Source organism: Neisseria sp. HMSC061B04 (assembly GCF_001836705.1).
Taxonomy (GTDB): Bacteria; Pseudomonadota; Gammaproteobacteria; order Burkholderiales; family Neisseriaceae; genus Neisseria.
The window spans coordinates 44,134-57,802 of record NZ_KV830180.1; the positions used below are offsets into that span (position 1 = coordinate 44,134).

A 13,669-nucleotide genomic window follows, 5' to 3' on the forward strand; every position below is an offset into this window, starting at 1 on the left:
TGTTATGATAATGCCTCGCTAATATTATTCCCGTTCCAACCATGTCTTCCGCCCTTCCTTTTGACGCGCTCACCCTTTCCATAGACGACACCAACCTCATCGAAGCCTCCGCCGGTACGGGTAAAACCTACGGCATTGCCGCGCTCTTTACCCGACTGATTGTTTTAGAAAAAAAAGACATCGAGAAAATTCTGGTCGTTACCTTTACCAAAGCGGCGACAGCAGAACTGAAAACCCGTTTGCGCGCGCGTTTGGACGAAGTGTTGCAGGTTTTAAACGAAATCCAAACCTTGGGCGGCAAGCCGGAACATATTTCAGACGGCCTGAACAAGTATTACGAAAAAGAGAAAAAATCCCCCGATGACTTTCTCAATCGTTTGATTCCTTTGGCTTTAGGCGAGCAAGACGGACAGGAAAGCTGCCATCGCCTGATTCTCCGCCTCAAAGCCGCGCTGAGCCAGTTTGACAACGCCTCGATTTACACCATCCACGGCTTCTGTCAGCGCGTCTTGCGCGATTACGCGTTTTTGTGCGGCGCGCCTTTGGATGTCGAGCTGTCGGACGACTCGCGCGAGAGGCTGCTGATTCCAGCGCAGGACTTTTGGCGGCAGAAAGTGGCAACCGATGCCACATTGGCACAATTGGTTTTTGACCGAAAATGCACACCCGAAGAAATGCTTGCCGAAATCAAAAGCTATACCGGCCGCCCCTATCTGAAATTCAGACGGCCTGAAGGCGATTTGCAAGAAGCTCAAGCCAAGCTTCAAGAAACATGGCAAAAAATTTGCGTCCACTTGGAAGACTTGGAAAAAGCGTTTTGGGCAATTTTTCCCAAACTGAACGGCCAAACCTACAGAAGAAAAACCTTTGAAAATGTTTTTACTGATCTAAAAACAAACGCCGAATCCAACCGTCTGCCCCGCCTGAGCAAACAAACGCTGGAAAAATTAAGCCTCTTCAGTATCGACACGCTCAACATCAAACTGAAAAAAGAATATAAAGCCGATGCCGATGCGCCGGAAATTATTCAGCTGCAAGCCTTGGCTAATCTTGGCCGTAATTTGCAGGCAATGAAAAGCGCGGAAGAAGCAGTCTTCATCTGCCTGCAACTCGACCTCCTTTCCTACATCAACCAATCCATTGCCGAACAAAAAAAATCACGCCGCGAGCGTGTGTTTGATGATTTGCTGCTGGATGTCCATCAGGCATTGACCACCAATGAACACGGCAACGCATTGGCAAAAGCGGCGGCGGCAAACTGGGAAATCGCGCTGATTGACGAATTCCAAGATACCGACCCGTTGCAGTACGAAATTTTCCGCCAAATTTTTATCGAACAAGGCTGCCCGCTGTTTCTCGTCGGCGACCCCAAACAAGCGATTTACAGCTTTCGCGGAGCGGACATTTACGCCTATCTGCAAGCCGCTCAAGATGCGGACAGGCATTACACCCTCGCCGTCAACTACCGCAGCCATGCCAAGCTGATCAACGGCATCAGCGCCTTGTTCAAACAAAAAAAACACCCCTTCGTGTTGGAAAACATCGATTACAGCGAGGTCTCCGCCAGCCGTGCCGAAAGCCGGCTGTCGCCACACCGCCCTGCTATCCAAGTGCGCTGGCTCAATACGGACGATCAAACCGGCAAAGAGATTTTGCGCGGCCGAGCCGCCGAATATTGCGCCGATGAAATCGCCTTTGCGCTCAATGAAGCAGCCGAAGGCCGTCTGAATTTCAAAGGTCGCGCATTGGAATCCGGCGATATTGCCGTCTTAGTGCGTACCAACAACGAAGCGGCGATGATTGCCGGTAAACTGAAACAGCGCCGTATCCAAAGCGTGTTGCTGTCGCGCCAGTCCGTTTTCGATTCTGCCGAGGCAGACTCGCTGTCCGCGCTGATCGGCTTTTGGCTCAACCCAAGGCAAACCGACTGGCTGCGCTTTGTCTTGACCGGCGTTTTGTTCGGCTATACCGCCAAAGAGATTTACGAACTCAACCACAACGAACACCAGCTGCTGAAATGGCTGGAGTCGTCTGCCGAGGCCATGGAAAAATGGCGGAAAGGCGGCATTTTTGCCGCCGTGCAGCAGTTTGCCGCCCGACATGACATCGAAACGCGCCTACTCAAAGGCGGCAACGAACGTAGTCTGACCAATTACTACCAGATTTTGGAACTTTTGGCCGAAGAAGACAGCCAAAGCCGCAACCCTGCCGCCCTACATAAATGGTTAAACGAACAAATCAGCCGCGCGCGCAGCGGCCATTTCCCGTCAGATGCGCAAACCATCCGTCTTGAAAGCGACGAAAAACTGGTCAAAATCGTTACCATGCACGCGTCGAAAGGTTTGCAATATCCTTTGGTTTACTGCCCCTTCGCATGGGATACCAAAGACAATTCCAAAGAAAACTGGAAAATCCTACATACCGAAAACCACGAAACCGAGCTGCTGGCGAAATCGCAAACCTCGGAAGCAGAACTAAGCCATCTGGCCGACGAAAAGACGGCAGAAGATTTGCGTCTGCTCTATGTCGCACTTACCCGCGCCGAAGAACAGCTCAACATCTACGCTGCCGCCAACAAAAACTGTACGCCAAACAATCCTTTTGCCTATCTGCTCGAAGGTTTGCCGGATACCGGCCGCGAAAGCGTCAGCCAAAGCTATAAAAGCGCGACAGACGTTGTGGAAATGCTCAAAACCAACTGGCAACGCTTTATCACAAACACGCCTGAAAATACGGAGTTTGCCTTCACGGAAGAAGCCCCACCGGAAACCGTCTACCAATACAGCCGCCAACAAGATCAAGCTTTGAGCGCACAGAGCATTAAACGCCGCGATTTTGACTTTATCCGCCACACCAGCTTTACCGGTTTGAGCCGGCACACCAAGTCAAGCGACGAGCAACACGAGCCTTTGCAACCTGCCATCGACCCGGCAGAAAGCGCAGACCGTGCCATGCCGTCTGAAAACCTGCCGTCCCCGCTTTCAGACGGCCTCGATATCCATCATTTCCCCCGCGGCACCAATGCCGGCGTATGTTTGCATGAAATGCTGGAAAAACTCGACTTCGCCGCCTCTGCCGAGAGCCAATCCGAAATGATTGCCGAAGTTTTGCAACGCCACAGCTTTGAAGACAAATGGCTGCCAACGGTAAGCGCCATGCTCGATATCTGCCGCCTTACGCCTTTAATCGGAGAGAGTCTGTCGCAGATTCCGCCGACCCGACGCCTGCCCGAAATGGGATTCACCCTGTACATGGACGATTTCAAACTGGACGACTTGCGCCGTTGGTTTGCCTCAAGCGAAGCAAACCTGCCGCCCGAATGCGTCCAAGCCGCGCAACTGCTTGATTTCCATGATTTACAAGGCTATTTGAACGGCTTTATCGATATGGTTTGCCAAGATTCAGACGGCCATGTCGTTTTAATCGACTACAAATCCAACCATTTAGGCAACGATGCAAGCGCCTACACGCAACAGGCGATGAACGAAGCCGTGGCGCATCATCACTACTACCTGCAAGCCCTGATCTACGCTGTTGCCATCGCGCGCTACTATGCCCTGCGCGGCAAGCCCTTGCCCAAAATCGCCATCCGCTACCTCTTCCTGCGCGGCATGGACGGCTCGGATCAAGGCATCTGGAAATGGGACATCGATACCGCCCTGCTTTCCACTTTTGTTGAGCGAAAAACAAATTCTTGATAAATCATTTTGTTAAGCCGTCAAAAAGGCCGTCTGAAACGTTTTCAGACGGCCTTTGATTATTTGTGCAAACCGCATTCTTTACTGTCTTTGCTTTCCCACCACCATCGTCCGGCGCGGATATTTTCACCCAGTTTGACCGGACGCGTGCAGGGTTCGCACCCGATGCTGGGATAGCCTTGATGATACAGCGCATTAAGTGGAACTTGGTGCTCGTGCGCATATGCCCAAACGTCCTGCTCTTCCCAATCGAAAATAGGATTGAATTTGGCGATGTTGCGGCCCGTATCCCGCTCTTCAAAATTCAATTCGCTGCGCGTTTCGGACTGGCTGCGGCGTTGTCCGGTCAGCCAGGCAGGCGCGTTGTGTAAAGCGCGGTTGAGCGGTTCGATTTTGCGGATATGGCAGCAACGACGGCGCAACTCGACGCTGTCGTACATGGCGGTCGTGCCGAATTCCGCTTCAAATTCATCGGCGGTTTGCTGGTTGGGATAAAACACTTCCAATTCGGTTTGATAGCGCGCATTGGTTTCGGCAATCAGCGCGGCGGTTTCGGGATTGAGTTTGCCCGTATTGAGCGTGATGATGCGGATGGGCAGTTTCAGACGGCACACGGCATCGGTAATGACCATATCTTCAACCGCAAGGCTGGATGCGAACACGGCTTGCGGATAGCGTGCGGCAATGTCTTGCAAACGGTGCTCCAAAGCGGCCGCCAACTCAGGCAGGCGGCGGCGTTCGGCATCATTGGTTTCGGGGATTTTCCAAAATTGAGGACGGAATAAAGACATGGCTGGTTGTTCCTAATAATTTTCAGACGGCCTGTTTACACGGCTGCCGATATGGTTATGGAACGATATTGTCCTGCGCCCTATCTTCAAACGGAAAGAATGCTTTTCTATTTCTTTATAACCAAAGCGTCTGCTGCTGGTTTTTCGGCAGCAAATGACTCACGCCGATGCCGATCAGGCGGAAGGCATCTTCGCGTTGCGGCGGTATGCGTTGCAGCAAAGTATGCGCCGCCTGAAGCAGCGAGGCACTGTCGGGCAGGACGGAAGAATACGTCAGCGAACGCGTAATAATGCGGAAATCGTGGGTTTTGAGTTTGAGGGTAACGCCTTTGGCTTCGACGTTTTTGCGCTCAATCTGCCGCCAAAGGTCTTCGGCAAGGTGCGGCAAATGGCTTGAAGCCTGCTCTAAAGACAAATCTTCGGGCAAAGTGATTTCGGTTGAGATTTGCAGGCGTTCGCGTTCGGCTTTGACCGGCCGCTCGTCGATACCGCGTGCCAAATCATAAAGGCGGTAGCCGTAGCGGCCGAAATGGTTTAAAAGTTCGCCGCGCTCAAAACGGCGCAAATCGCCGGCAGTCTGCATACCGAGGGCGTTCATTTTTTTCAGTGTGACTTTGCCGACACCGGGAATCTTACCCAGCGGCAAGCTCTCCAAAAACGCCATGATTTTGGGTGGCGGCAGCACAAACTGCCCGTTCGGCTTGCGCCAGTCAGACGCGATTTTTGCCAAAAACTTATTGGGCGCGATGCCTGCGGAAGCAGTTAAACCGGTTTCTTCAAAAATTTCGGCACGAATGCGTTTGGCTACCTCGCTGGCGTACGGGATATTTTTAAAATTTTGAGTAACATCCAAATAGGCTTCGTCCAAAGACAAAGGCTCGATCAAATCGGTATAACGCCGAAACACGGCATGAATCTGCGCCGACACTTGGCGGTACAAATCGAAATGCGGCGGCACAAACACCGCCTGCGGACACAGCCTTTTTGCCGTCGCCACCGACATGGCCGAGTGCAAACCGAATTTGCGCGCTTCATAAGACGCGGCACAAATAACCGAGCGAGTGCCGTCCCATGCCACAACGACGGGCAGCCCTTTCAAATGCGGCTGCTCGCGCAGTTCTACCGAAGCGTAGAATGCGTCCATATCGATATGGATGATTTTGCGTTGGGACATGGGAAAAGGTAGATAAGGAAAAGGCTTATTGTAACAAAAGGCCGTCTGAAATTTCAGACGGCCTCCATGTTCACACCTTATTTTTTACCAGAAAGCTGATCAAACAATCCGCCGTCGGCAAAGAATTTTTTCATGATGTCCGACCAAGCGCCGAACTTCTCATTCGGATTGAAGGTTTCAATATCGGGGAAGTCGGCTTTGTGTTTGGCCAACACTTCGGCATTGCGCGGACGCAGATAAAGATTGGCGGCCAATTCTTGAGCCGGTTCGCTCCAGAGGTTTTTCAAGTAAGCTTCGGCAGCGGCGCGCGTGCCTTTTTTATCGACCACGCTGTCCACAACGGCAACCGGCGCTTCTGAAATAATGGTGTAGCTCGGATAGACGATTTCAAATTGGTCTTGAGTCAGTTTTTTGCTGACGTAGTTGGCCTCGTTTTCAAAGGTAACCAAGACATCGCCGATATTGCGTTGGCTGAATGTCGTCGTTGCCGCGCGGCCGCCGTTTTCAAACACAGGCGTATTTTTCAGCAATGCGGCCACAAAATCTTGGGTTTTGCCTTCATCGCCGTTGTTGACTTTCAAGCCATAACCGTACGCGCCCAAAAAGGCATAGCGGCCGTTGCCGGTGGTTTTCGGGTTGGCCAAAACGATTTGCACGCCGTCTTTGGCCAAATCGCCCCAGTCTTGGATGTGTTTCGGATTGCCTTTACGCACCAAGAAAACGACGTTGCTGGTATAAGGCACGGCATTGTCCGGCAGGCGCGTGTTCCAATCGTCTTTAATCAGGCCTTTTTTCACCAAAAGCTCGATATCGGAAGTCTGGTTCATGGTCACCACATCGGCGGCCAAACCGTTGGCCACGGCCAAAGCCTGCTTGCTGGAGCCGCCGTGCGACTGTTGGATTTCAACCGTTGCGCCGCCGTTTTTAGCAGCATATTCTTTGACAAACAAAGGATTGTATTCTTTATAAAAATCTCGTGCGACATCATAAGAGACGTTCAACAGCTTCACATTACCGCCCTTGCCTGCGGAAGCGGCATTGTCGGCAGACTGTTCGTTTTTGGGAGAGCAGGCACTCAACGCCAGCGCGGCGGTCAATGCGGCAAAAGAAAGGGTACGGATATTCATGGTCGGCTCCTATTAAAAGTATGGCGATACTTTATCGGGTTCGGAGGCAAACGGGAAATAATGTTTGCTTTTGGGTTTATCAGTTTTGGTTATATAAACCAAGGCCGTCTGAAATCAAAAAATAATTATTTATAACTATAAAATCTAAACCATATTATTTACAAAGTAAATAAAAAAGAGTACCGTTCGTATTCGCCGAATCATTAGGCGTTTTGTTCAATAATAGAAAGATGGAGTGTAGAAACGATGAAACAGTGGATGCTTTTAGGATTGCTGGGATTGGGCGCAGCGGCACAGGCGCACGATGTTTGGGTGGCCGCTCCGGCACATCAGCCTGCCGGCAAAATCCTGCATGCGGATTTGGGTTACAGCCACGACTTCCCCAATGTCGAAAAAATCGCCGACGACCGCGTGCATATTTTCAAACCGCTGCAATTGACCGACAGCTCAAAGAAAACCGTTGATTTGGTGAATAAGGGCGAAAACTATCAATACGTTTCCAAAGCCGCCCTGCCCGCAGGCTCCTACTGGGTCAGCGCGACCTACCAACCGACTTTCTGGTCGAAAAACCAAGACGGCTGGAAACAGCAAACCTTGAAACAGCTGGCCGGTGCCACCTATTGCGAACAATCGCAAATGTTCGGCAAGAGTTTCGTCCACGTGGGCAACGGCGCAGTCGATGAAGCGGTATTGACCCGCCCTATCGGCCAAGAGCTGGAACTGGTTCCGCTGAAAAATCCGAACGCAGTCAAAGCCGGCGGCATTTTGCCGGTCAGAGTCCTGTACAAAGGCGAACCTTTGGTTAAAGCCACCGTTACCGCCAGCTCCGACACTTTGGCCGAAATGGACTTGGAATCAACCCATGACCACCGCGAGCCTCAAGGCTTCTCCGGCAAAACCGATAAAAACGGCGTGGTCAATGTGATTACGCTGATTGACGGTTTGTGGAAAATCAAAGTGGTGAACGAGACCGATTACGGCGATAAAAGCGTATGTCAGAAAGACAATACTTACGCAACGCTGATTGTGCCTGTCGGTACCAAACGCGCAGCCGCACGCCATGCCCACCATCATCAACATTAACAACCATTAAAAAAGGCCGTCTGAACTTTCAGACGGCCTTTTTTTATTCTAATTCATAACCCAAATTTCTAAAAAAACGGGATAATGTTTCCAACTCATCACCATTTAATTGGGCAAAACGGACACGGTTGCAGCCGGTCAAGACCACACTGCCCATCCAGTGCGCCCCAAAGACGTGTTCTAAAGGGACATTCCTCATTCGATTGATAAACGGTACTTCTGAAGAAAATTGTGTCGCAATATTCGGAGGCGCGAATTTCAGACCCAAGTCCTGCAATCTATAACGGTGTTGCGCCGTCAAAAACATATCCTCGTGGTGCAGCCGTATCAGCCATTCCATATCGGCAATTTTTTCGTCTTTCGGCGGCAAAGGCGGTCGGATTTCTACATTTAAGCCCAGTTGTCGCGGCATGGCTAAAAGCCGTCTGCTGCGCAGGCTGAAACCGCCGTTCTGCGGCTCGTCCAAATTCGGAGAAGTCTGAATCAGATGTTGTTTGGCCAAATATTGGTCGGTTCCCTTCAGGAAAAACTGCCCGTCTGCTTCGGTTTCCAACAAAATCGGCAAAGGTGCGCCGATATAGTCATATTCCCGATAGGCATCCTGCCAGTTTTGACCGTTCAACACCCAGCCGTCATTTTGAACAATCAAACAATAATCGGTTTCGATGTAATACATCAGTTGGTACAAAACAAACAGATTGTATTCCAGATAACCGAATGGCCGGCAAGGCTGATGTCGGATATTTTCCGGCAAACCTTGCGGACAGCTCGGGCTGATCAACAATCCACGGCTGCCGGGCAATTCGGCGCAGCTGCGGATAATGGCATACATCGTGCCCTCGGTATAAGAATCTGCGCCGGTAATACCAACCACGGTAATGTCAGCAAAACTCATTATATGTTTCTCCTGTTTCAGACGGCCTTTGAGTTATTTACGACACCTTGTTGCAAATTTCTTTCAAGCGATACAAGGCATCCAAGGCTTCGCGCGGCGTGAGGTTGTCTGGCTGGATTTGCGCCAAAGCTTCAGCCAATTCATTGGTCTGCAAATTATCAACAGGCTCAACTTCTTGTTCTTTCCCTTCCTCATCTGCCCCATTTTCAGACGGCATGGCGCTGAAAATGTCCAACTGCGGACGATTGGCGGCGGCTTGGTTTTCCAAATCGTTTAAATGCTTTTGAGCCGCTTTCAAAGCGCGGTTGGGCAGACCTGCGAGTTTGGCGACGGCGATACCGTAGCTTTTGCTGGCAGGACCTGGCTCGATGTGGTAGAGGAAAACGATGTCTTGTCCTTGTTCGAGTGCGGAAAGGTGCATATTGACTGCCGTTGCGTGGGCTTCGGGCAGGCGGGTCAGCTCGAAATAGTGGGTGGCGAAGAGGCTGAAGGATTTGTTTTTTTGCAGCAGGTGTTCGGCGATGGCGTGCGCGAGGGCGAGGCCGTCAAAAGTCGAAGTGCCGCGACCGACTTCGTCCATGAGGACGAGGGATTGGTCGGTGGCGTGGTGGAGGATGTAGGCGGTTTCGCTCATTTCGACCATGAAGGTGGAGCGGTTGGAAGCTAAATCATCTGATGCACCGATGCGGGTGAAGATTTGGTCGATGGGTCCGATTTGGGCGGCATCGGCGGGCACGAAGCTGCCGGTGTGCGCCATAAGGACGATGTGGGCGACTTGGCGCATGTAGGTGGATTTGCCGCCCATGTTGGGGCCAGTCAGGAGCATGAGGCGGTGTTTGTGGTCGAGGCGGGTGTGGTTGGCGGTGAAGTGGCGCACTTGTTGCTCGACGACGGGATGACGGCCATTTTCAATATGGATGACGGGGTAGTCGGCGAACTCGGGGCAGACGAAGCCGCGTTCGGCGGCGGTGGCGGCGAAGGTAGAGAGTACGTCCAGCGCAGCGGCGGCTTTGGCGGCTTTTTGAAGCTGTGGCAAGGCCGTCTGAACTTCTTTCAACAGGGCTTCAAACAGGCGTTTTTCCAATGCCAATGCCTGCTCTTGCGCGGTCAGGACTTTGTCTTCGAAGGTTTTGAGTTCGGGGGTGATGAAGCGTTCGGCGTTTTTGAGGGTCTGGCGGCGTTGGTAGTCGGCGGGAGCTTGTTCGGCCTGGACTTTGGATAGCTCGATGTAGAAACCGTGGACGCGGTTGAACTCGACTTTGAGGGTGGAGAGGCCGGTGCGTTCGCGTTCGCGCGCTTCAAGCTCGAGCAGGAATTCGTCGCCGTGGTTTTGGATGTGGCGCAACTCGTCGAGTTCTGTGCAATAGCCTTGGTTGATGACGCCGCCGTCTTTGAGCCAGACGGCGGGTTCGGGCATCACGGCGGCTTTGAGGGTTTCTGCGACGGACAGGGTTTCGGGGAAAACGGCTTTGAGGGTTTCTAAGAGACTGCTGCCCTCGGCGGACAGTTCGATTTCATTCAGGGCAAACAGGCTGTCGCGCAGGGCAGCGAGGTCGCGCGGGCGGGCGTTGCCGACGGCGATGCGGGCGGCGATGCGTTCGATGTCCGCGATGTTTTTCAGACGGCCTTGCAGGGTTTCGTATTGCGAACCCAACGCGGCAACGGCTTCTTGGCGGGCGCGGATGTGGGCGCGGCTGCGTAAGGGGTGGTGCAGCCAGAGTGCCAAGAGGCGGCTGCCCATGTGGGTGGCGCAGCCGTCGAGTATGGAAAACAGGGTCGGCGATTTTTTGCCGGAGAGGGTTTGCGTGATTTCGAGATTGCGGCGCGTGGCGGCGTCCATGCCGATATATTGGCTGTCGGTTTCGAGCGAAATGCCGTCGAGGTGTTGCGGCATCAGGTTTTGCGTCAGGCGGATGTAGTTCAACAGCGCGCCCGCCGCGCCGACGGCAGCTTCGTGTTCCTTGCCGTCCAAACCGAAGCCGTGCAGGTCTTGGCAGCCGAAGTATTCGGTCAACAATTTCGCGCCCGCATCGGCGGCAAACTGCCACGAGTTCAGGCGCGTGATGTTGGCAGAAGTTGCATGAAAACCGTCAGGCAGGCTTTTGCCTTCGGGCAACAGGATTTCCGCCGCCTGCAAACGCGCCAGCTCGTCGGCGAGTTTGTCCGCCGTCGTCAGCTTGGTTTTAAATTCGCCGCTTTGCAAAGATGCCCACGCGATGGCGATGTGTTTTTTATCCGCGTTCACCGCCGCGATGCGATTGGTTTCCTTGTCTTCCAAAAACGCCGCGTCGGTCAGCGTACCGGGCGTCACGATGCGCACGACTTTGCGCTCCACCGGCCCTTTGCTCGCGCCGACTTCGCCCACCTGCTCGCACACCGCCACGCTTTTGCCCATCTTCACCAGCCGCGCCAAATACTGCTCCGCCGCGTGAAACGGCACGCCCGCCATCTTAATCGGCACGCCGTCCATCTGCCCGCGTGTGGTCAGGGTGATGTCCAGCAGCTTCGCCGCTTCCACCGCATCATCCAAAAACAACTCGTAAAAGTCGCCCATACGGTAAAACACCAGCTTGTCGGCGTGTTGCGATTTGATGGCGAGATACTGCTGCATCATCGGGGAAACGGTGGGTTTGGACATGGAAAAGCCTTAGAAACGCAAAAGCGTTATTGTAACAAAAGGCCGTCTGAAAAACAGGTTTCAGACGGCCTTTAATAGCAGCTTGGTTTTAAGCCAAAGCCACTTCCAAATTATCAATCAGGCGCGTGGTACCCAAACGGGCGGCGGCAAGCACCACCAATTCTTTATCGCCAACATGAGCCACTGCCAAGCTGTGTGCATGGCGGATTTCAACGTAATCAACCACCCAGCCGGCATCGGTCAAACGGCGGATACATTCGGCCTCAAGCTGGGCGTAATCCAGATTGCCGTTTTTCAGGGTGGCGGCAATGTTTTGCAACTCTTGATAGAGGCGTGGCGCTTCTGCGCGCTCTGCTTCGCTCAAATATTGGTTGCGGCTGGAAAGTGCCAGGCCGTCTGAAGCGCGGCCGGTATCGACCGGGACGATTTCGATATTGAAATTCAAGTCTTCGACAAAGCCTTTGATAATCGCCAGCTGCTGATAGTCTTTTTTGCCGAAACAGGCGGTATCGGGTTGAACGATGTTGAACAATTTGGTTACAACGGTCGCAACACCGCGGAAATGGCCCGGGCGGAATTTGCCGCACAATTCGTTTTGCAGGTGTGGAGGCTCAACATTAAAACGCTGTTCCACATTCGGATACAGCTCTTTTTCATCAGGCGCAAACACGACGGCAACGCCCTCGCCTGCCAATTTGTCGGCATCTTGCTGCAAAGTGCGCGGATATTTGTCGAAATCTTCGCCTTGTCCGAATTGCAGGCGGTTGACAAAAATACTGACCACAACGTTATCGGCACGTTTTTTCGCTTCGCGCACCAGCGCAAGATGGCCTTCGTGCAGATTGCCCATGGTCGGCACAAATGCCACTTTTCCGGCAGTTTTGCGCCACTCGCGCAATTCTTTAATCGTATGAATGATTTGCATGGTTTGAAAAATCCTTTATCTTTTCCGCCGTTTCATCAACGGAAATCACGCGCCGATTATACGCTTTTATTCATTAAAAAGGCCGTCTGAAATCTGTTTCAGACGGCCTGGAGTTTATTTTATCCGGCAAACGTATGTTCGACAGAAGGGAACGTTTTTGCTTTGACTTCGTCCACATAGGCTTTGACCGCAGCTTGAACGCTGTCTTTGCCCTGCATAAAGTTCTTCACGAATTTGGCGGTTTTACCGGGGAAAATGCCGAGCATATCGTGCATCACCAAAACCTGACCGTCGCAATCCACGCCTGCACCAATACCGATGGTCGGGCAAGAAACGGTCTCAGTCACTTTTTTTGCCAATTCCGCAGGAACGCATTCCATCAATACGATTGCCGCACCTGCCGCATCATGTGCTTTAGCGTCGTTGAGCAACGCTTCCGCCTTGTCGCCGCGGCCTTGAACTTTATAGCCGCCGAATGCAAACACGGATTGCGGGGTCAGGCCGATGTGCGCGCAAACAGGAATGCCGCGCATTTGCAGAAATTCAGTGGTCTCCGCCATCCAGACGCCGCCTTCGAGTTTGACCATATGCGCGCCGGCCGCCATCAATTCGGCCGCCGCCGCAAATGCCTGCTCTTTGCTCTGCTGATACGCGCCAAACGGCAAGTCGCTGACAATCATGGCATTTTGAGTGCCGCGAGCCACGCATTCAGTGTGGTAGCACATATCCTGCAAGCTCACCGGCAAAGTGGACTGACGACCTTGCACCGCCATGCCCAAAGAATCGCCGACCAGCAATACATCTACGCCGGCATTGTCCATCAGCGCGGCAAAGCTGGATTCATAAGCGGTCAGCATGGCGATTTTCTCGCCCTCTGCTTTCATTTTTTGCAAAGTGTTTACGGTAATCATGGTGTTGTGTGTTCCGCCCGACGGGCAGCCCTTTGTTATAAATGGAAACGCGGTATTATAAGGTCTGCTTTTAAAATATCAAAGCACAAGCAAAAAGCCCGACTGCTTTCACAATCGGGCTTTTAATTGGTGCCGGCACCAAGAGTCGAACTCGGGACCCCCTGATTACAAGTCAGGTGCTCTACCAACTGAGCTATACCGGCTTACTGAAATGCCTTGCGGCACCATCAGTCTTTAACTGGTGCCGGCACCAAGAGTCGAACTCGGGACCCCCTGATTACAAGTCAGGTGCTCTACCAACTGAGCTATACCGGCAAGGAAGTCGGCATTATGCCGACAAGTTCCCATCTTGGCAAGCATTTTAAAACAAAGTTACTCACGAAATTATAAAAACCAATGATTTTAAAGAAAATTAAATACATGCCTT

Annotated in this window: 9 protein-coding genes and 2 tRNA genes; 2 read left to right on the top strand and 9 right to left on the bottom strand. The window is 52.4% G+C overall.

Features of this window, described 5'->3' with window-relative positions:
- The first annotated feature begins 41 nt into the window (after nt 1-41).
- Nucleotides 42-3,698, top strand: a complete 3,657-nt coding sequence (gene recB, locus HMPREF2661_RS03020) for an exodeoxyribonuclease V subunit beta (protein WP_070822312.1) — start codon at nt 42-44, stop codon at nt 3,696-3,698.
- 59 nt (nt 3,699-3,757) lie between these two features.
- On the opposite strand, the gene HMPREF2661_RS03025 is transcribed toward recB, so the two are convergent.
- The 3 genes from HMPREF2661_RS03025 to HMPREF2661_RS03035 all read right to left on the bottom strand — a co-directional run bounded on the left by HMPREF2661_RS03025 (nt 3,758) and on the right by HMPREF2661_RS03035 (nt 6,784).
- Nucleotides 3,758-4,489 (bottom strand): phosphoadenylyl-sulfate reductase, encoded by a 732-nt coding sequence (locus HMPREF2661_RS03025; protein ID WP_070822313.1) that lies wholly within the window; start codon nt 4,487-4,489, stop codon nt 3,758-3,760.
- Nucleotides 4,490-4,604: 115 nt separating this feature from the next.
- On the bottom strand, nt 4,605-5,663 hold the full coding sequence (dinB, locus tag HMPREF2661_RS03030; protein WP_070822314.1) for a DNA polymerase IV: 1,059 nt from the start codon (nt 5,661-5,663) through the stop codon (nt 4,605-4,607).
- A gap of 77 nt (nt 5,664-5,740) precedes the next feature.
- Nucleotides 5,741-6,784 (bottom strand): sulfate ABC transporter substrate-binding protein, encoded by a 1,044-nt coding sequence (locus HMPREF2661_RS03035; protein ID WP_193388965.1) that lies wholly within the window; start codon nt 6,782-6,784, stop codon nt 5,741-5,743.
- A gap of 252 nt (nt 6,785-7,036) precedes the next feature.
- On the opposite strand from HMPREF2661_RS03035, the gene HMPREF2661_RS03040 reads away from it, so the two are divergent.
- The gene (locus HMPREF2661_RS03040; RefSeq protein WP_049322275.1) at nt 7,037-7,873 is read left to right on the top strand and encodes a DUF4198 domain-containing protein; all 837 of its coding nucleotides are present in this window, start codon (nt 7,037-7,039) and stop codon (nt 7,871-7,873) included.
- Between the two features lie 43 nt (nt 7,874-7,916).
- Here HMPREF2661_RS03040 and HMPREF2661_RS03045 read toward each other — a convergent pair whose 3' ends face one another.
- The 6 genes from HMPREF2661_RS03045 to HMPREF2661_RS03070 all read right to left on the bottom strand — a co-directional run bounded on the left by HMPREF2661_RS03045 (nt 7,917) and on the right by HMPREF2661_RS03070 (nt 13,557).
- Complete coding sequence (locus HMPREF2661_RS03045) at nt 7,917-8,768, bottom strand: DUF5672 family protein (RefSeq protein WP_070822315.1); 852 nt, start codon at nt 8,766-8,768, stop codon at nt 7,917-7,919.
- Between the two features lie 37 nt (nt 8,769-8,805).
- Nucleotides 8,806-11,406: a DNA mismatch repair protein MutS gene (gene mutS, locus HMPREF2661_RS03050; protein ID WP_070822316.1), complete on the bottom strand. Its 2,601-nt coding sequence runs from the start codon at nt 11,404-11,406 to the stop codon at nt 8,806-8,808.
- Nucleotides 11,407-11,494: 88 nt separating this feature from the next.
- Complete coding sequence (gene panC / locus HMPREF2661_RS03055) at nt 11,495-12,331, bottom strand: pantoate--beta-alanine ligase (RefSeq protein WP_049322272.1); 837 nt, start codon at nt 12,329-12,331, stop codon at nt 11,495-11,497.
- Between the two features lie 119 nt (nt 12,332-12,450).
- Nucleotides 12,451-13,242 carry a 3-methyl-2-oxobutanoate hydroxymethyltransferase gene (gene panB / locus HMPREF2661_RS03060; RefSeq protein WP_004521070.1) on the bottom strand — a complete coding sequence of 264 codons (792 nt, stop codon included), beginning with the start codon at nt 13,240-13,242 and terminating at the stop codon, nt 12,451-12,453.
- 127 nt (nt 13,243-13,369) lie between these two features.
- A tRNA-Thr gene (locus HMPREF2661_RS03065) sits at nt 13,370-13,445 on the bottom strand.
- 36 nt (nt 13,446-13,481) lie between these two features.
- Nucleotides 13,482-13,557: transfer RNA gene (locus tag HMPREF2661_RS03070), tRNA-Thr, on the bottom strand.
- Nucleotides 13,558-13,669: the final 112 nt, after the last annotated feature.